The organism is Vibrio sp. Vb2960 (assembly GCF_033337665.1).
Taxonomy (GTDB): Bacteria; Pseudomonadota; Gammaproteobacteria; order Enterobacterales; family Vibrionaceae; genus Vibrio; species Vibrio alginolyticus.
Genome location: NZ_JAWORD010000025.1, coordinates 42,572 through 61,489 on the forward strand (window position 1 = coordinate 42,572; position 18,918 = coordinate 61,489).

Consider the following 18,918-nt stretch of genomic DNA (forward strand, 5'->3'; position numbering starts at 1 on the left):
CTATGAAGCACATTCGTAACTTTTCGATTATCGCCCACATCGACCATGGTAAGTCGACCCTATCAGACCGTCTAATCCAAGTTTGTGGCGGGTTAACCGATCGTGAAATGGCCGCACAGGTTCTGGATTCAATGGATCTTGAACGTGAGCGTGGCATCACCATCAAATCTCAGAGTGTGACGCTAAACTACACCGCTAAAGACGGTGAGACGTATCAGCTGAACTTCATCGATACTCCGGGGCACGTTGACTTTGCATATGAAGTATCACGTTCTCTAGCGGCTTGTGAAGGTGCGCTATTGGTTGTGGATGCGGGTCAAGGTGTTGAGGCTCAAACACTGGCTAACTGTTACACCGCGATCGAAATGGATCTAGAGGTTGTGCCAATCTTAAACAAGATTGACCTACCTGCAGCTGATCCTGAGCGTGTAGCGGAAGAAATTGAAGAAATCGTTGGTATCGATGCAATGGAAGCAACCCGCTGTTCTGCGAAGACAGGCATCGGTGTTGATGACGTTCTAGAGAACATTGTGTCAGCGATTCCAGCACCGGAAGGTGATCCAGATGCGCCACTACAAGCGCTGATCATTGACTCATGGTTTGATAACTACCTTGGCGTTGTTTCTTTAGTGCGTATTAAAAACGGCGAACTGAAGAAGAACGATAAGATCAAAGTGATGAGTACGGGCCAAGTTTGGGGTGTAGATCGTCTTGGTATCTTTACGCCAAAACAAGTGGATACCGATATCCTTCGTACTGGTGAAGTAGGTTGGGTTGTTTGTGGTATCAAAGACATTCTTGGTGCCCCTGTTGGTGATACGCTGACTCTAGCGAAGAATGGTTGTGATAAACCGCTACCTGGCTTTAAGAAAGTTAAACCTCAGGTTTACGCAGGTCTGTTCCCTGTATCTTCTGACGATTACGAAAACTTCCGTGACGCACTAGGCAAACTAAGCCTAAACGACGCATCGCTATTCTACGAGCCAGAAAACTCTGCGGCACTTGGCTTTGGTTTCCGTTGTGGTTTCCTTGGCATGCTGCATATGGAAATCATCCAAGAGCGTCTAGAGCGTGAATACGACTTGGATCTTATCACCACAGCACCAACGGTAGTTTACGAAGTTGAGAAGACGGATGGCGATCTGCTGTATGTTGATAGCCCAGCAAAACTACCAGCGATCAATGACATTGAAGAAATTCGTGAACCGATTGCGCGTTGTAATATCCTTGTGCCTTCAGAGTACCTAGGTAACGTAATCACTCTGTGTGTTGAAAAGCGAGGCAGTCAAGTTGATATGGTTTACCACGGTAACCAAGTCGCTGTGACTTACGATATTCCAATGGCCGAAGTGGTACTGGATTTCTTCGATCGTCTGAAATCAACATCACGCGGTTACGCATCTTTGGATTACAACTTCCAGCGTTTTGAAGCTTCGAACATGGTACGTGTAGACGTTCTTCTTAACGGTGACACTGTTGATGCATTGGCGATGATCACACACAAAGATCAGTCTCAGACTCGCGGTCGTCAGTTGGTAGAGAAGATGAAAGAATTCATCCCTCGCCAAATGTTTGATATCGCAATCCAAGCGGCAATTGGTAACCACATTATCGCTCGTTCAACGGTAAAACAGTTGCGTAAGAACGTTATCGCGAAATGTTACGGTGGTGACGTAAGTCGTAAGAAGAAACTTCTGAAGAAACAGAAAGAAGGTAAGAAACGCATGAAGCAGATCGGTAACGTTGAGCTGCCTCAAGAAGCGTTCCTAGCCATCCTTCACGTAGGTAAAGACTAAAGTTGAACTTTGTCTCACACTTGTCGGTCTTAAGACGTTAGATATTAAAATAAGTGAAAGGGTTTCGGCTCTTTCACTTTCGTATTTTTAGATAAGGGAATTTAATGGCGAATACATTCTCACTGATGTTGGTTATTGCGACTTTGGTAACTGGCGTTGTTTGGCTATTGGAAAAGCTGGTTTTCGCGAAAAAGCGTCAGGAAAAACTGGCTGAGATTCAAGCTCAGACGTCTAATGGTTTGGATGCAGTGACCTTGCAAAAAGTTGAGCGTCAGCCTTGGTGGGTTGAAAATAGCGTCTCTATTTTTCCTGTGATCGCGTTCGTTTTAGTATTACGTTCTTTTATCTACGAACCATTTCAAATCCCATCAGGCTCAATGATGCCTACCTTGCTGGTTGGCGATTTCATTTTAGTTGAGAAGTACGCGTACGGTCTAAAAGACCCAGTATGGCGTACTCAGCTAGTGGAAACTGGTAAGCCTGAGCGTGGTGATATCGTGGTCTTCAAATACCCACCACAACCAAGTGTGGACTACATTAAGCGTGTAGTTGGTTTACCTGGTGATATCGTGCGTTATTCAAGTGATAAGCAGCTTTGCGTGCAAAGCCAAGGCGAATCGGCATGTAAGCCAGTTAAACTGAGCAATGTTGAAGAAAGTCAGTTTAGCTCGAACGGTATTCCAATGATCCAACTGGATGAAAAATTGGGTAACGCTGAGCACAATATTTTGGTTAACCCTCTTGTGCGTAACCGCGTGGAGCAATATTTCCCACGCAGCGGAACGACAGAGTGGGTTGTACCACAAGGTCAGTATTTTGTGATGGGTGATAACCGTGACAACAGTGCTGACAGCCGTTACTGGGGCTTTGTTCCAGAAGCAAACTTAGTCGGTAAAGCTGTCGCGATCTGGATCAGCTTCGAGTTTGATCGTGGCGCAGATAGTGTTCTACCTTCATGGATTCCAACTGGTGTGCGTTTTAACCGCATCGGTGGCATTCACTAACCATTCAAATATCGAGAGAGTATGAATTCTCCAATTGATAAACTAGAGAGAAAGCTCGGCTACCAGTTTCAAGATGCCGGGCTTATCAATTTGGCGCTGACGCACCGCAGCGCCAACAGTAAGCACAATGAACGTCTTGAGTTTCTGGGCGATTCAATTTTAAGTTTTGTCATCGCTGATGATCTGTACCATCGTTTCCCAAAAGTGAACGAAGGTGACATGAGCCGCATGCGTGCTACTTTGGTTCGCGGACATACATTGGCGGAACTGGGTCGTGAATTCGATCTAGGAGATTATTTAAAATTAGGTCCAGGTGAATTGAAGAGTGGCGGTTTTCGCCGAGACTCTATTTTAGCCGATGCGGTTGAAGCCATTATTGGCGCAATTTACCTAGACAGTGATCTTGAAGTTGTGCGAGGCATTGTACTGAGTTGGTATCAGTCACGCCTTGAAGCCATTAAACCTGGCGTCTCACAAAAAGATCCGAAAACTCGCCTACAAGAGTTCCTACAAGGCAGAAGAAAACCGCTGCCTGTGTACACAGTGACTAATATTAAAGGTGAAGCGCACAACCAAGAGTTTACGGTTGAGTGTGAAGTAGCAGGTGTGGATAAGCCTGTAATCGGTAAAGGCACCAGCCGCCGCAAGGCAGAACAAGCGGCTGCTGAAACAGCACTTGAGCAATTAACAAATGGCTGATAACGAATTCGATATCGATGCGTTTTTCGCATCACAAGGTGAGCCAAGCTCGCCAGAAAACCAACACTGTGGCTTTATTGCTATTGTTGGTCGTCCAAACGTAGGTAAGTCGACACTTTTGAACAAGATTTTGGGTCAGAAGATTTCGATCACCTCTCGTAAGCCGCAAACGACACGCCACCGTATTATGGGTGTGGATACGGACGGCGATTACCAAGCGATTTACGTCGACACGCCTGGACTTCACATTGAAGAAAAGCGTGCGATCAACCGTTTGATGAACCGTGCAGCTAACTCGTCATTGAGTGATGTAAACCTTGTGTTCTTCTTAGTCGATGGTACGCATTGGACTAAAGACGATGAGATGGTGCTGACCAAACTTCAAAAATCGAACTTCCCAGTTGTGCTTTGTGTAAACAAGGTCGACAACGTACAAGATCGTAACGACGTGATGCTACACATGGCGGAGATGTCGAAGAAGATGGACTTCGTGGATGTTGTGCCAATCTCTGCCAAGCAAGGTAAGAACATTGACGTACTGCGTAAGCACGTGCGTAATCACTTACCTAAAGCAACGCATCACTTCCCAGAAGAATACGTGACTGACCGTTCTCAGCGTTTTATGGCGTCTGAGATTGTGCGTGAAAAGCTGATGCGCTTTACTGGTGAAGAGCTGCCATACTCAGTAACGGTTGAGATTGAACGTTTTGATTACAACCCAGAAACCGACGGTTTCCACATCAATGCATTGATTCTTGTTGAGCGTAATGGCCAGAAGAAAATGGTGATTGGCAAAGGCGGCGAGAAGATTAAAACCATTGGTCGCGAAGCGCGTTTAGATATGGAAGAATTGTTCGGTCGTAAGGTTTACCTAGAAACTTGGGTAAAAGTGAAATCTGGCTGGGCAGACGACGAACGAGCGTTGCGATCGTTGGGTTATATAGACGATTTATAATCTTGGCTGCGAAGGTGCTTCGCTCCAACATCGATGAAAAATCAGTATCGATTAAAATAAGGAGCCGCTCGGCTCCTTATTTTTTATTTCACACTTTTTAGGCACAATGACTTAGATGAGTAATCTGTCTTCCGAAGGTTTACAGCGCTGTTTTGTATTGCACCGACGCCCTTACAGTGAATCGAGCTTAATCCTTGATGTATTTAGTGAGGAATATGGCCGAATGACTTTAATGGCCAAAGGCGCGCGCAGTAAGCGTTCGAACTTAAAAGGCGCATTGCAACCTTTTACCCCGCTATTACTTAAATGGTCGGGGAAAGGCTCAATGAAAACTTTGCGTCAAGCCGAGCCGATAAGTCTAGGTTTGCCGTTAACGGGCATTAATCTCTACTCAGCCATGTACGTCAATGAACTGATTGGCCGTATTTTGATGGCTGAAGTGCCGATGCCAGCACTATTTCATGATTATTTGCATGCGTTAACCGAGTTGGCGCACAACGAGAACCCTGAGCCTGCACTGCGTCGTTTTGAGTTAGCCTTGCTGTCTGCGATGGGGTATGGCGTGGATTTTTTGCATTGTGCAGGTACCGGCGAGCCCGTCGATCCAGAAATGACCTATCGTTACCGGGAACAGAAAGGGTTTATTGCTTCGGTTAGGCGCGATAACCTCACGTTTTTAGGGAATGAACTGATTGCTATCAGTGAGCGGCGGTTCGTCACTAAAGAGCAGCTAAAAGCGGCAAAACGCTTTACACGTATAGCCTTAAAGCCGTATCTTGGCGGCAAACCTTTAAAAAGTCGTGAATTTTTCATTCAGACCCCCAGAGCACGGAGTAACGGAAAATGAGCTCAATTTATTTAGGCGTCAATATCGACCATATTGCCACTCTACGTAATGCACGTGGTACAAAATACCCAGATCCTGTTCACGCTGCTGAAATTGCTGAGCGTGCAGGCGCGGACGGTATCACTATCCACTTACGTGAAGACCGTCGCCATATTTTGGATCGTGATGTACGTATTCTGCGTGAAACCATTCAAACGCGTATGAATCTAGAGATGGCAGTGACTGACGAAATGATTGAGATTGCGCTGCAAACTAAACCAGAGTTTGTGTGTTTAGTGCCTGAAAAACGTGAAGAACTGACGACGGAGGGTGGCTTAGATGTAGTAGGGCAGCTTGACAAAATTAAAGCTGCGACGAAAAAGCTGACAGATGCCGGCATTAAAGTTTCGCTCTTTATTGATGCTGACCGTCAACAGATTGAAGCTGCGAAAAAGTGTGGTGCTCCGTTTATTGAGCTACATACTGGCCATTATGCAGATGCGACGACAGAAGACGAACAACAAGCTGAACTGAAGAAGATTGCCGCTGGTGCGAGTTATGCACATGATCTAGGTATTATTGTTAATGCCGGGCATGGCCTGACTTATCACAATGTCGCACCAATTGCTGCATTACCAGAAATTTACGAACTCAACATTGGTCACTCAATCATTGGTCGCGCAGTATTTGATGGTTTAAATAAAGCGGTTGCTGACATGAAAGCACTGATGATTGAGGCTCGCCAGTCATAGGGCTATCTAGATGGCGATTATAGGGTTAGGGACCGACATTGCAGAAATTGAGCGTATTGAAAAAGCGTTAGCTCGTAGTGGTGAACCTTTTGCTCAGCGGATTCTTTCAGAAGAAGAAATGACCAAATTCTCACAGCTTAAGCTGCAAGGTCGTTATCTTGCTAAGCGCTTTGCTGTTAAAGAAGCTGCCTCAAAAGCATTGGGGACAGGGATCGCAAAAGGGGTCACGTTTCACGACTTTTCCATCTCGAACGATGAGCTTGGAAAACCAGTACTCGCATTGACGGGCACAGCCAAGCAAATAGCGGATGCGATGGGTGTTAACCACATTCACCTGTCCATTTCCGATGAGCGTCATTACGCTGTGGCGACGGTCATTTTTGAATCCTAGCTTGTAAGTCTTAAACAAAATACTAAAAAGCCAGAGCAGATGCTCTGGCTTTCTTGTCTCTCGAGCAGATTACTGTTCAAGGTATAATTTTGCAGTCGTTGTGACTTTAATCATTTCATCTTGCAGCTCGAACATTTCAGGCTCAACTTCCTCAAGACTGATCCCTGAGCGCAGTGCTTGCTCAAGCGTCGCACAGAGTGACTTCAGTCTTGGAACGCCACAATATGAACTACTGCCGTGCAGCTTATGGATGACATGAATTAGGTCATCACGAGAGATATCTTCTTGCTCTAGAGCTTGGTCAACAACCGCTTCTACTTCAGGGATGAACTCAATCAACATGCGCAGCATATCTTTGGCGAGATCCTCTTTATTCGCGCTCTGTTTCAAGGCCGCTTGCCAATCAATAATCACATCCTGTTGAGGTGAAGAAACGGATTGTGGTGCGCTTCCTTCAGGTTCATCAACGTATGAAGGGGCGACTTTGCCAATGCTCTCTGTACAAGCATTGGGGTTCCAGTGAACCAAAACCTGTTGTAGCACATGCTCTTCAATAGGTTTGGTCAAGTAGTCATCCATTCCTGCCGAGAGCAAGCGGTCTCGTTCCCCTGCCATGGCATGCGCCGTTACCGCAATCACTGGCGTGTCTTTATTTAGCTCCAACTCTTTAATGTGCTTACAAGCGGTCACCCCATCCATTTGTGGCATTTGGATATCCATGAAGATTAAATCGTACTTTTTCTCTGTCGCCAGGTTCACCGCTTGCTGGCCATTGCTACAGGCGGTGACGGTTTCTACTCGTTCGCGGAGCAGTGCAGAGATCAGCTTCAAGTTTGCAGGGTTGTCATCCACTGCTAGTACAGTGAGAGGTAAACGGTCCCCTTCGCTTGGCGTAATTGGAGCGCTTAATACCGGTGGCGATTCTACATGTTCGCTAATCAGGCTTTGTAGCAACTTACGGCGAGACAATGGCTTCGTCAGGCACTGGACGTGATGCTCTGTCATTATTTGGTCCGCAAGCGCCAATTCGGTACTCGGTGTCCCTAGGAGAACACTCGGAGCCATACGTTTCGCTTGTTCTATCCAAGGTGTAATAACTTCCGCATCGTGAGTCTGGTTGGCCGCTAAATTCAACAATACATAATCATATTGTTCTTCGTTGTTTGGTAGCGAAGAGCGGTAGGTTACTAAAATACCCTCCTGACTTAGAATCTGTTGGGTTACGGATGCGGCTTGCATGTTTGGTTCAATCAGCAGTAACTGCTTCCCAGTCAGAAGTTCCACTTCAATCAGTTCGCTCATTGGCATCTCGGTTGAGTGCAAGCGCACCGTAAACCAGAAGGTTGAACCTTGGTGTAGACGGCTGGTTAAACTGATTTCGCCGCCCATCTGGCTCACCAGTTTCTGAGTGATGACCAGACCAAGGCCAGTACCGCCGTAACGACGTGAAATACTTGCATCTGCTTGGCTAAAGGCTTGGAACAACTGCGCTTGCTGACGCTCAGAGATACCAATGCCGGTATCACGCACCATGAATTGCAGTTCGACGGAGTCTCCTGATTGAGAGCGCATTTCTACGCTAACATCAATGTTGCCTCGCTCGGTAAACTTGATTGAGTTACCTACTAAGTTCGTCAAAATTTGCTGGATACGTAGTGGATCCCCAACTAAACCTGGTGGAATTTTAGGGTCCACTTTTAGGGTGATTTCTAACCCTTTCTCATGTGCACTTGTGGCTTGTAGGTTAATTACCTCTTCTAAACTTTCTCGGAAATCAAAAGGAATGTTTTCCAGCGCCAGCTTACCCGCTTCAAGTTTCGAGAAGTCGAGAATGTCATTGATGATATTCAGCAAGTTGTTCGCCGATTTCTCAATCGTCTGTAGGTAATCCGTTTGGCTGTTAGAAAGCTGCGTTTTAAGCATTTGACGAGTAAAGCCAATCACCCCATTGAGCGGAGTACGCAGCTCGTGCGACATGTTCGCCAAGAACTCTGACTTAACCCTGGCCGCTTCTTGCGCGCGTTTCTTCGCGATATCCAGCTCAACGTTCTGAATTTCTAGCTGCTCAAGCGTTTCACGTAAGTCGGACGTGGCTTGGTCTATACTGTGCTGCATCTCTACGTGATATTCTGATAACGATACCGCCATGGCGTTGATGCCATTTTTTAGCTGGTCTAACTCACCGTGCATTTTGCCTTCGATACGCACATCCAGATGACCACGGCGAATGCGGTCAACGACATTCTTCATGTGGGTGATAGGTTGGGTCACATCGTGCATTAGACGTGAAGCAAACACACTTGCTAAGCCAAGACCGAGAACCAGAACTAAAAACGCAGAGAAGACTTCTTGATACTGTTGCAGCCTCAAGGAGGAGAGATCTAACTCGACGGCGATGTAACCAATCGCTTTTGTGCCTTGGCTTTCGTTCGACAACTCCGCTAAGTAGTGACCTTCTGACAAAATGGGGACACGCAATATCAGTGAGTTTTCGTAGATTTCCGAATTACCCAGTTGCGGGATCGGTTTATCTTTGGGAAACATCAAGGCTTCAAAATTAGGATGAAAGTTAGAGGTTACAAAGAGCTCATGATGTTCATCAAATACCGCGATACTACGAACCAGTTTGGAGTTTTTGCGGTGCGCGTAGCTTATCAAGCGACGTACCGCCTCTCGGCTTTCTGATAGTAGATGAGTTTCACTGGCAATCGCCAGCGGCTCAATAATGCTGTTACCAGTGGTGATAACTTGTTTCTCAAGGTCTTGGTAGCGGTTAAATGAGAAAAAGCCGCTCAGTAATAAACCAATAATGAGAGTGGGAGCGAGAGTTAGTGTAATTACACGTGCTCGTAAGCCATATCTGGTCATGTTATCTAATTACATCGGAGTCTGGATATGGGAAAATAACGCATTATTTCTCAAGCGCACGATAAAGCCTTGAGCAAAGAAGTGACGTCACCGAATAAACGGTAAGCATAATCAAGTCACTCGAATCACACAACGGCTGCAATCAAGAATAGTGAAGCCGAAGAGCAATTACACATAAATCAGGCACAGAGCATGGCACGCATCTTTCAACCGAAAAAGAAAACCCAACTCAATACTCGGCACCAAGCAGTGCAAGTAGAGCGTTTAGATCACCACGGCGCAGGCATTGCTTACCTCAAAAAGAAGCCATTGTTTATCGATGGAGCACTGCCGGGTGAGGAGGTGGTCACTCAATTGGTGGAAGAAAAGAGCAAATACGCTCGCGGTAAGTTGATTAAAATCCTTAAGCCGAGTGAAGCTCGTGTGGAGCCATTTTGCCCACATTATCATGAGTGCGGTGGTTGTGATTTGCAGCACTTAGATTATGACCAACAATTGACGTACAAACAGCAAACGTTGCGTCAGCTAATGCGAAAATTTTCAGGCAGTGACATTGAACTAGATGCCCCGTTATTGGGAGATTCGCAGGCCTACCGTCGCCGTGCGAGAGTGAGCTTGTTTGTTGATAAAAAAAACCGTCAGCTACATTTTGGTTTCCGTAAAAAGCAGAGTAAGCAAATTGCGCAAGTAACCGATTGCCCAGTGCTGGCACCGGAACTGAATGTTTTGCTGCCAGAGATTTACTCAGCCCTAAAAGCGTTCAAAAAGCCTGAACAATTGGGTCATGTAGAGCTGGTACTTGGTGATAATGGGCCGTGTATTACGCTGCGCCACTTGAGCGCTCTGACAACGAGTGAAACTCAATCTCTAACGGAGTTGGCAAAACGTCATGGCGCATCGTTGTACTTAATGCCATCGACAGAACAATTAGACCTTATCGAAGGCGATATGCCTTTTTATCAAGAAGTTGGAGTGAAAATCCCTTTTGCACCAAATAACTTTATTCAAGTAAACCAAGGTGTAAACCAACAAATGGTCAAACAAGCGGTTGAGTGGTTAGACCCACAAAAGAGTGACCGAGTGTTAGATTTGTTCTGTGGTTTAGGCAACTTTAGTTTACCAGTTGCGAAATTAGCTAAGTACGTGGTTGGAGTAGAGGGTGTTGCAGAGATGGTAGAAAAAGCCACAAACAATGCATCTTTGAACCAAATCAATAACGCGCAATTTTATCACGCTAACCTTGAGCAAGATTTTGAAGGCCAAGCCTGGGCCGCAGAGCGGTTTGATAAAGTATTATTAGACCCGGCACGCGCGGGAGCGAGTGGGATCATCGATCAAGTTTCTGAGCTTGGCGCACAGCGTGTAGTTTATGTTTCTTGTAATCCTGCTACCCTTGCTAGGGATAGTCAAAGCTTGATAGAGCAAGGCTATAAATTAACTAAATTAGGTATGCTGGATATGTTCCCTCATACCAGTCATCTAGAATCGATGGCATTGTTTGAAAAGTCCTAACTTTAGGACTTTGACCCCTTATTTGTGGTGGGTGGTCATAAAGCCAGCGTGTACGCGCGGTAAAAAGAACTAACCTGGACGGTGTTAGTCAAACCACACGAATATAATAATTAGGATGATGAGATGGTTGCGGTAAGAAGCGCGCATTTAAACCAAGATGAACAGTTTGAACTCGAAAACTGGGTGGCTAGCCTAGGACAAGAGAAAAACACAGCCTCACGCTTAATCGAAGTATATCGAGATTGCCAGACGGTATTAGCTGATAACGAGCAAGCGGAGCTGTTGTTGTGGCGTGGACGAGAAATGATCGAAATTTTGATCACCTTGTCTATGGATCAAGCCACTTTAGTGGCTGCTCAACTGTTTCCTTTGGTTTCAAGTGGTGCTTTTAACAGAGAAATTCTGGAAGAGAAATACAGCAAAGAAATCATAAAATTAATCGACGGCGTTGAAGAAATGGCTGCTATTGGCCAACTCAACGTCAACATGGAAGGCAGTGCAGCGTCATCTCAGGTAGATAACGTACGCCGCATGCTGCTTGCCATGGTGGATGACTTCCGCTGCGTGGTTATCAAGCTTGCGGAGCGAATTTGTAACCTTATTGAAGTTAAAAAAGCGCCTGATGAAGTTCGACGTGCGGCGGCAAAAGAGTGTGCCAACATCTATGCGCCGCTAGCAAACCGATTAGGCATCGGTCAGCTGAAATGGGAAATTGAAGATTACGCTTTCCGCTACCAACAGCCGGAAACTTACAAACAAATTGCCAAGCAGCTTTCTGAGCGACGCATCGTTCGTGAACAGTACATCAAAGACTTTGTTGAAGACCTCACGCACGAAATGGAAGTGTCGGGCATCAATGCCGAAGTGAGTGGTCGACCTAAGCACATCTACAGCATTTGGCGAAAAATGCAGAAGAAGAGTTTGGCATTCGATGAGCTATTTGATGTTCGAGCAGTACGTATCATCGCAGACAAACTGCAAGACTGTTACGCGGCTTTGGGTGTAGTTCACACCAAATACAAGCACCTACCGAGCGAGTTTGATGACTACGTTGCTAACCCTAAACCAAACGGTTATCAATCGATCCATACCGTAATTCTAGGGCCAGAAGGCAAAACCATCGAGATCCAGATTCGTACCAAGCAAATGCATGAAGAGTCGGAGCTGGGTGTTGCCGCGCACTGGAAATATAAAGAAGGGGCAAGCAGCCGAAGCGGTTATGATGAGAAGATCACGTGGCTGCGTAAGCTACTGGATTGGCAAGAAGAAATGTCTGACTCTGGCGAAATGCTCGATGAGCTGCGTAGCCAAGTCTTTGATGACCGTGTTTATGCCTTTACACCACGTGGTGATGTTGTCGATTTGCCAATGGGGGCAACGCCGCTAGATTTTGCCTATCACATTCACTCCGAAGTGGGACACCGTTGTATCGGTGCCAAAGTCGGAGGTCGTATTGTGCCATTCACGCATAAATTACATATGGGTGACCAAGTCGAGATTATCACTCAGAAAGAACCTAACCCATCACGTGACTGGTTAAACCCATCATTAGGCTTCGTTCATTCTGGTCGTGCGCGTGCCAAAATTAACGCCTGGTTCCGAAAACAAAGCCGTGAGAAGAACCTTGAAGCAGGTCGTGAAATCCTTGAGCATGAGTTAGCCAAAATTGGCGCAACGTTAAAAGATGCAGAGCATTACGCCCTCAAGCGGTTTAACGTCAAAACACCAGATGAATTGTATGTTGGTGTAGGTAGCGGTGATTTGCGTATCAACCAAATAATTAACCATATCAACGCGTTAGTTAACAAGCCAACGGCAGAGGAAGAAGATCAACAAGCACTGGAAAAACTGCAAGAAGCTGAGCATAAATCACCCGCGCAAAGCCGACCGAAAAAAGACGCAGTTGTAGTAGAAGGCGTCGATAACCTAATGACACATCTAGCACGTTGCTGTCAGCCAATTCCAGGTGACGATATCTCTGGTTACATAACGCAAGGTCGTGGGATTTCAGTACACCGTAGTGACTGTGAACAGCTAGAAGAACTGCGCCATCATGCGCCAGAGCGCATCATCGATACAGTCTGGGGCAGCGGCTTTGTGGGGTCATACATCCTCACCGTGCGTGTTGAAGCGATGGAGCGAGGTGGTCTACTCAAAGACATTACGACACTGTTCGCCAACGAAAAGATCAAAGTGACCAGTATGAAGAACCGAGTCGACTACAGACGTCAACTTGCCATCATGGACTTTGACCTAGAAGTCACCAATATTGAGGTGCTTTCGCGGGTTTCGAAACGTGTGGAACAGATCAAGGATGTCATGACGGTGAAACGCCTCGGCTAAAACTCTCGTCATAGTTATCGTTGTAGCGTTGTTGACTGCACGCACTCGCTCCATCACATGGTGAACCATGCTCAGGAGTCTCGTTTGTTTGTCGCCTAGCTACAACTTCAACTATTTACAGAGTTACACTTGCGTCATATTTGGCTTTTTATCTGCGTTAGCTGCACTTATTCCGACGTGCCGGCTCAGGGGCATCACATAGTAGGCTATGCTCAGGAGTCGCGAAAACTTGTTGCCTTGTCAAAGTAACAATTACTTAGTGAAAGCTGCTGAGAAAATATAATGTAGAAGGTGAGTGGTTTTGGCTGCTCACCTTTTTCTTTAATAGAAAGGTTTAAAGGAACAAAAAATGAGTCATCCAATTGAACAGTTAGAACAAATCATGGCGAAGCTGCGTGACCCCGAAAACGGTTGCCCTTGGGACTTAAAACAAACCTTTGACACCATCGTTCCGCATACAATAGAAGAAACCTACGAGGTGGTGGACGCGATTCAAAATCGAGATTGGCCCAATCTAAAAGAAGAGCTAGGGGATTTGTTGTTTCAGGTGATTTTTTACAGTCAGCTAGCGAAAGAGCAAGAGCTGTTCGACTTTTCGGATGTCGTCGAAACCGTGAACGAAAAACTGACTCGTCGCCACCCGCATGTTTTTTCAGATGTTGAGTTTGAATCTGACGAGGAAATTAACGCGAACTGGGAAGCGGAAAAAGCAAAAGAAAAAGCCCTAGTAGGCAAAGCGGAAGAAAGTATCCTAGACTCAATACCAAACTCTTTACCGGCACTTTCTCGTGCTACAAAAATTCAGAAAAAATGTGCAAAATTTGGGTTTGATTGGGATTCACTTGGCCCGGTTGTCGATAAAGTACGAGAAGAAATTGACGAAGTCATGGAAGAGGCACTGCAAGTTCAGCCCGATGAAGAGAAAGTTGAGTTGGAACTCGGTGATTTGCTATTTGCGACTGTCAATTTGGCTCGCCACCTTGATAAAAACCCAGAAGTCGCGCTAGGAAAAGCAAACGTAAAGTTTGCGCGACGTTTTAAACAAGTTGAAGGCAAGGTTCAGCAGTCAGGCAAAGTACTTACAGATTGTTCTTTATCAGAACTTGACCATTTTTGGGATGAAGTAAAACAAGAAGAATCGAGGCAGAGGTAAACTGGCAGAATACATAATATAAGGTCAGCTTGTTTGGTTACACGAAAACGGACTTTGGTTTGTCTTTGCTCACTTTGATTTGAAGCAAAAAATAAAAAATTACGGTGTGATAGATTTCACGTTGTGGCGGTAAGGAGCTTCTGGTATATTTATCTCCCGTCCAGAAGCACTCCATTTCCCTCATTCAACCAATTTCAGGTTAAACATGACGACAAATTACATTTTTGTTACTGGCGGGGTTGTATCCTCTCTAGGTAAAGGTATTGCAGCAGCATCTCTTGCGGCTATTCTAGAAGCTCGTGGTCTTAAAGTGACTATGATGAAGCTTGACCCTTACATCAACGTTGACCCGGGCACAATGAGCCCTACTCAGCACGGTGAAGTGTTCGTTACAGAAGATGGCGCAGAGACTGACCTTGACCTTGGTCACTACGAGCGTTTCATCCGTACCAAGATGACCAAGCGTAACAACTTCACTGCAGGTCGTGTTTATGCCGACGTACTTCGTAAAGAACGTCGTGGTGACTACCTAGGCGCAACTATTCAAGTTATCCCTCATATCACTAACGCAATCAAAGATCGCGTTATTGCAGGTTCTGAAGGCCATGATGTGGCTATTGTTGAAGTTGGCGGTACTGTTGGTGATATCGAATCACTACCATTTATGGAAGCGATTCGTCAGCTAGCTGTTGAGCTAGGCCGTGAGCGCGCAATGTTCATGCACCTAACACTTGTTCCTTACCTAGCGGCAGCGGGCGAAGTGAAAACTAAGCCGACGCAACACTCTGTAAAAGAACTTCTATCTATCGGTATTCAGCCAGACATCCTAGTTTGCCGTAGCGATCGCGTTATTCCTGCGAATGAGCGTAAAAAAATCGCACTGTTCTGTAATGTTCCAGAAAAAGCAGTAATTTCAATGAAGGATGTAGACTCTATCTACAAGATCCCTCAGTTGATTAAATCTCAAGGGCTAGATGACCTTGTGTGTGCTCGCTTTGGTATTACTGCTCCTGAAGCAGACCTTTCTGAATGGGAACAGGTTATCTACGAAGAAGCAAATCCTACTGGTGAAGTAACCATCGGTATGGTTGGTAAATACATTGAATTACCAGATGCATACAAATCTGTGAACGAAGCGCTTAAACACGCTGGCTTGAAAAACCGTCTAAGCGTCACAATTAAGTATGTAGACTCACAAGATATCGAAACAAAAGGCGTTGAACTTCTAGAAGGTTTGGACGCAATCCTAGTACCAGGTGGCTTCGGCGATCGTGGTATTGAAGGCAAGATCCGTGCGGCTCAATATGCACGTGAAAATAACGTGCCTTACCTAGGTATTTGTTTGGGTATGCAAGTTGCACTAATCGAATACGCGCGTAACGTTGCGGGTATGGAAGGTGCACATTCAACAGAATTTAACAAAGAGACTAAGTACCCTGTGGTAGGTTTGATCACAGAGTGGGTAGACGAATCAGGTAGCGTAGAAGAGCGTACTGAAAAGTCTGACCTAGGCGGTACGATGCGTCTTGGTTCACAGCTGTGTCACCTAGAGAAAGGGACTAAAGCTCGTGAACTGTACGGTAGCGCGACGATCCATGAACGTCACCGTCACCGTTACGAAGTGAATAACGTGCTTCGTCCGCAAATCGAAAAAGCAGGCCTAAAAGTATCAGGTCTATCTGCGGACAAGAAGTTAGTGGAAATGATTGAGAACCCAGCTCACCCATGGTTTGTAGCGGCTCAGTTCCACCCAGAATTCACCTCGACTCCTCGCGATGGACATCCATTGTTTGCAGGTTTTGTTAAGGCTGCGGGCCAAAACGCACGCGGCGAATTCGAGAAGTAAAAGGATACGGGCGGCGGCGAAGGTTGTGCTGCTGCCCTTTAAGATTGACATTTATATTTGAAACGAGAGGAAACATTAATGTCTAAGATCGTTAAAGTTCTAGGTCGTGAAATCATCGACTCACGTGGTAACCCAACTGTAGAAGCTGAAGTACACCTAGAAGGCGGTTTCGTAGGTATGGCGGCAGCTCCATCTGGCGCATCTACTGGTTCTCGCGAAGCTCTTGAGCTACGTGACGGTGACAAAGCACGTTTCCTAGGTAAAGGTGTTCTTAAAGCAGTTGAAGCTGTAAACGGCCCAATCGCTGAAGCTCTAGTTGGCAAAGACGCTAAAGACCAAGCTGCAATCGACGCAGTAATGATCGAACTAGACGGCACTGAAAACAAATCTAAATTCGGTGCTAACGCTATCCTAGCTGTTTCTCTAGCAAACGCTAAAGCTGCTGCTGCTGCGAAAGGCATGCCTCTATACGAGCACATCGCTGAGCTAAACGGCACTGCAGGTCAGTTCTCTATGCCTCTACCAATGATGAACATCATCAACGGTGGTGAGCACGCAGACAACAACGTTGACATCCAAGAGTTCATGATCCAACCAGTTGGCGCTAAGACTCTTAAAGAAGGTCTACGTATCGGTGCAGAAGTATTCCACAACCTAGCTAAAGTTCTTAAGTCTAAAGGCTACAGCACTGCAGTTGGTGATGAAGGTGGTTTCGCTCCTAACCTTAAATCTAACGCTGAAGCTCTAGAAGTTATCGCAGAAGCTGTTGCAGCTGCTGGTTACGAACTAGGTAAAGACGTAACTCTAGCTATGGACTGTGCTGCATCTGAGTTCTTCGACAAAGAAGCTGGCATCTACAACATGAAAGGCGAAGGTAAAACTTTCACTTCTGAAGAGTTCAACCACTACCTAGCTGAGCTAGCTAACCAATTCCCAATCGTTTCTATCGAAGACGGTCTAGACGAGTCTGACTGGGATGGCTTCAAGCACCAAACTGAACTACTAGGTGACAAGCTTCAACTAGTAGGTGACGATCTATTCGTTACTAACACTAAGATCCTTGCTGAAGGTATCGAGAAAGGCGTAGCTAACTCTATCCTTATCAAGTTCAACCAAATCGGTTCTCTAACTGAGACTCTAGCTGCAATCAAGATGGCTAAAGACGCAGGTTACACAGCAGTAATCTCTCACCGTTCTGGCGAAACTGAAGATGCAACTATCGCTGACCTAGCGGTAGGTACAGCAGCAGGTCAAATCAAAACTGGTTCTATGAGCCGTTCTGACCGTGTTGCTAAGTACAACCAGCTAATCCGTATCGAGGAAGCTCTAGGTGAGCGCGCTCCTTTCAACGGTCTTAAAGAAGTTAAAGGTCAAGCTTAATTCTTCACTGAATTAGCAGCTTAACTTAAAGCTTTTAAAACACCCTGCCTTGGCGGGGTGTTTTTTTATATAACGGAAGCTCTAGGTGAGCGCGCTCCTCCATGTTTCAAGGAAGCGGTCTTAAAGAAGTTAAAGGTCAAGCTTAATTCTTATTGAGTAAAGTTTCGCTAAATAGCTTTTTGAAACCATCGCTACGGCGGTTTTTTTGTATTTATAAGTTTGTATTTTTGGCTCTTACTTTGGTCATGGGTAAGGAGCGCTTCCTATGAGCTTGTTTCATTTTGCTGCTTATTTCTTGTAAGGAGCGTGTGAGTCTCCCTTTCTCCCCTAGAGGCAACCTCGCATTTATGCTATATATGTCACCTTATCTAATTCCTTCCGGTACAGAATGTTAGCAGCGATATGCGAATCTTTGTTATAGCCCTTACGCTACTGTTTGGCTTGCTTCAATACACTCTATGGTTTGGTAAAAACGGAGTGTCTGACTACTACACAGTAAAAGATGAAATTGAAGTTCAGCAACAAGTGAACAGCAAGCTACAAGCTCGCAACAATGAAATGTTCGCTGAGATTGATGACTTAAGGCAAGGTCTTGATGCGATTGAAGAACGTGCGCGTCATGAGCTCGGTTTAGTTAAAGATGGCGAGACTTTTTACCGCATTATAGGTGAGGAAAACCATTAAAATGTTGGATATGAACTCATCGCATATCGCAATTGTGCCTGCTGCTGGTGTAGGGAGCAGAATGAAGGCAGATCGCCCTAAGCAATATTTATTGATCGAAGGTAAAGCGGTACTGGAACATACCGTAGAGAAACTGCTTTCTCACCCAAATATTTCTAAGGTTGTCGTTGCCATTACTGACGGCGACCCATATTACCCAGAATTGTCCATTGCTAAGCACCCAGATGTGATTCGTGTAGCTGGTGGTAAAGAAAGAGCAGACTCTGTGTTATCAGGGCTAAACTATGTCAATGAGCATCTGGAAAGCGAGTGGGTATTAGTCCACGACGCTGCGAGGCCATGTGTATTAACATCCGACATTGACCGTTTGATTGATGTTTGCTGCGCCCACTCAACGGGTGGCATTCTCGCATCTCCTGTGAGAGATACAATGAAGCGAGCAAACGCAGTACAAGATATCGATCATACGGTAGATAGAGAAGCATTGTGGCATGCACTTACTCCACAAATGTTTAAAACTCAGCAGCTTACTCAAGCACTGGCTGACGCATTAGAACAGGGTGTAACCATTACCGATGAAGCCTCGGCTTTGGAATGGTTAGGCGAGAAGCCAGCCTTAGTTCAAGGGAATGCGAACAATATAAAAATCACTCAGCCAGAAGATCTTGCGTTAGCCGAGTTTTATCTAAGCCGTGAGCGCGGCGAATAA

15 protein-coding genes are annotated in these 18,918 nt (G+C 45.7%); 14 read left to right on the plus strand and 1 reads right to left on the minus strand.

The genetic code is table 11. The annotated features are described in order from the left end of the window. The first annotated feature begins 2 nt into the window (after window positions 1-2). The 7 genes from lepA to acpS all read left to right on the plus strand — a co-directional run bounded on the left by lepA (window position 3) and on the right by acpS (window position 6,423). A complete protein-coding gene (gene lepA / locus R7O03_RS19200; protein ID WP_005384577.1) occupies window positions 3-1,796 on the plus strand; it encodes a translation elongation factor 4 in 1,794 nt (597 codons plus the stop codon). A gap of 104 nt (window positions 1,797-1,900) precedes the next feature. Continuing rightward, entirely contained in the window at window positions 1,901-2,800 is a 900-nt protein-coding gene (gene lepB / locus R7O03_RS19205) for a signal peptidase I (protein ID WP_171343182.1), read from the plus strand. Window positions 2,801-2,821: 21 nt separating this feature from the next. Beyond that, complete coding sequence (gene rnc / locus R7O03_RS19210) at window positions 2,822-3,499, plus strand: ribonuclease III (RefSeq protein WP_005380932.1); 678 nt, start codon at window positions 2,822-2,824, stop codon at window positions 3,497-3,499. Then, window positions 3,492-4,454 carry a GTPase Era gene (era, locus tag R7O03_RS19215; RefSeq protein WP_005380931.1) on the plus strand — a complete coding sequence of 321 codons (963 nt, stop codon included), beginning with the start codon at window positions 3,492-3,494 and terminating at the stop codon, window positions 4,452-4,454. The genes rnc and era overlap by 8 nt, the downstream gene beginning before the upstream one ends. Before the next feature lie 115 nt (window positions 4,455-4,569). Further along, window positions 4,570-5,301, plus strand: a complete 732-nt coding sequence (gene recO / locus R7O03_RS19220) for a DNA repair protein RecO (protein WP_005384578.1) — start codon at window positions 4,570-4,572, stop codon at window positions 5,299-5,301. Further along, on the plus strand, window positions 5,298-6,032 hold the full coding sequence (gene pdxJ, locus R7O03_RS19225) for a pyridoxine 5'-phosphate synthase (RefSeq protein ID WP_053306777.1): 735 nt from the start codon (window positions 5,298-5,300) through the stop codon (window positions 6,030-6,032). Before recO ends, pdxJ begins: the two co-directional genes overlap by 4 nt. A gap of 10 nt (window positions 6,033-6,042) precedes the next feature. Beyond that, entirely contained in the window at window positions 6,043-6,423 is a 381-nt protein-coding gene (acpS, locus tag R7O03_RS19230) for a holo-ACP synthase (protein ID WP_053306776.1), read from the plus strand. A gap of 69 nt (window positions 6,424-6,492) precedes the next feature. On the opposite strand, the gene barA is transcribed toward acpS, so the two are convergent. Further along, the gene (barA, locus tag R7O03_RS19235; protein ID WP_033907441.1) at window positions 6,493-9,291 is read right to left on the minus strand and encodes a two-component sensor histidine kinase BarA; all 2,799 of its coding nucleotides are present in this window, start codon (window positions 9,289-9,291) and stop codon (window positions 6,493-6,495) included. A 192-nt stretch (window positions 9,292-9,483) separates the two neighbouring features. On the opposite strand from barA, the gene rlmD reads away from it, so the two are divergent. From rlmD to ispD, 7 genes are all read left to right on the plus strand, one after another. Next, complete coding sequence (rlmD, locus tag R7O03_RS19240; protein ID WP_053306774.1) at window positions 9,484-10,803, plus strand: 23S rRNA (uracil(1939)-C(5))-methyltransferase RlmD; 1,320 nt, start codon at window positions 9,484-9,486, stop codon at window positions 10,801-10,803. Between the two features lie 123 nt (window positions 10,804-10,926). Continuing rightward, on the plus strand, window positions 10,927-13,146 hold the full coding sequence (relA, locus tag R7O03_RS19245) for a GTP diphosphokinase (protein WP_005380915.1): 2,220 nt from the start codon (window positions 10,927-10,929) through the stop codon (window positions 13,144-13,146). A gap of 349 nt (window positions 13,147-13,495) precedes the next feature. Beyond that, window positions 13,496-14,299: a nucleoside triphosphate pyrophosphohydrolase gene (mazG, locus tag R7O03_RS19250; protein WP_005383780.1), complete on the plus strand. Its 804-nt coding sequence runs from the start codon at window positions 13,496-13,498 to the stop codon at window positions 14,297-14,299. A 205-nt stretch (window positions 14,300-14,504) separates the two neighbouring features. Further along, entirely contained in the window at window positions 14,505-16,145 is a 1,641-nt protein-coding gene (locus tag R7O03_RS19255; protein ID WP_021034029.1) for a CTP synthase, read from the plus strand. A 78-nt stretch (window positions 16,146-16,223) separates the two neighbouring features. Next, window positions 16,224-17,525 (plus strand): phosphopyruvate hydratase, encoded by a 1,302-nt coding sequence (eno, locus tag R7O03_RS19260; RefSeq protein WP_005383785.1) that lies wholly within the window; start codon window positions 16,224-16,226, stop codon window positions 17,523-17,525. Between the two features lie 402 nt (window positions 17,526-17,927). Beyond that, entirely contained in the window at window positions 17,928-18,209 is a 282-nt protein-coding gene (gene ftsB, locus R7O03_RS19265; protein WP_005380907.1) for a cell division protein FtsB, read from the plus strand. 1 nt (window position 18,210) lies between these two features. Further along, window positions 18,211-18,918, plus strand: coding sequence for a 2-C-methyl-D-erythritol 4-phosphate cytidylyltransferase (ispD, locus tag R7O03_RS19270; RefSeq protein ID WP_017821625.1), 708 nt, complete (start codon window positions 18,211-18,213; stop codon window positions 18,916-18,918).

Coding starts and splice junctions, on each gene's coding strand:
- rnc (WP_005380932.1), top strand. CDS start 2,822: ATGAATTCTCCAATTGATAAACTAGAGAGAAAGCTCGGCTACCAGTTT.
- pdxJ (WP_053306777.1), top strand. CDS start 5,298: ATGAGCTCAATTTATTTAGGCGTCAATATCGACCATATTGCCACTCTA.
- lepA (WP_005384577.1), top strand. CDS start 3: ATGAAGCACATTCGTAACTTTTCGATTATCGCCCACATCGACCATGGT.
- rlmD (WP_053306774.1), top strand. CDS start 9,484: ATGGCACGCATCTTTCAACCGAAAAAGAAAACCCAACTCAATACTCGG.
- eno (WP_005383785.1), top strand. CDS start 16,224: ATGTCTAAGATCGTTAAAGTTCTAGGTCGTGAAATCATCGACTCACGT.
- recO (WP_005384578.1), top strand. CDS start 4,570: ATGAGTAATCTGTCTTCCGAAGGTTTACAGCGCTGTTTTGTATTGCAC.
- barA (WP_033907441.1), bottom strand. CDS start 9,291: ATGACCAGATATGGCTTACGAGCACGTGTAATTACACTAACTCTCGCT.
- mazG (WP_005383780.1), top strand. CDS start 13,496: ATGAGTCATCCAATTGAACAGTTAGAACAAATCATGGCGAAGCTGCGT.
- R7O03_RS19255 (WP_021034029.1), top strand. CDS start 14,505: ATGACGACAAATTACATTTTTGTTACTGGCGGGGTTGTATCCTCTCTA.
- acpS (WP_053306776.1), top strand. CDS start 6,043: ATGGCGATTATAGGGTTAGGGACCGACATTGCAGAAATTGAGCGTATT.
- era (WP_005380931.1), top strand. CDS start 3,492: ATGGCTGATAACGAATTCGATATCGATGCGTTTTTCGCATCACAAGGT.
- lepB (WP_171343182.1), top strand. CDS start 1,901: ATGGCGAATACATTCTCACTGATGTTGGTTATTGCGACTTTGGTAACT.
- relA (WP_005380915.1), top strand. CDS start 10,927: ATGGTTGCGGTAAGAAGCGCGCATTTAAACCAAGATGAACAGTTTGAA.
- ftsB (WP_005380907.1), top strand. CDS start 17,928: ATGCGAATCTTTGTTATAGCCCTTACGCTACTGTTTGGCTTGCTTCAA.
- ispD (WP_017821625.1), top strand. CDS start 18,211: ATGTTGGATATGAACTCATCGCATATCGCAATTGTGCCTGCTGCTGGT.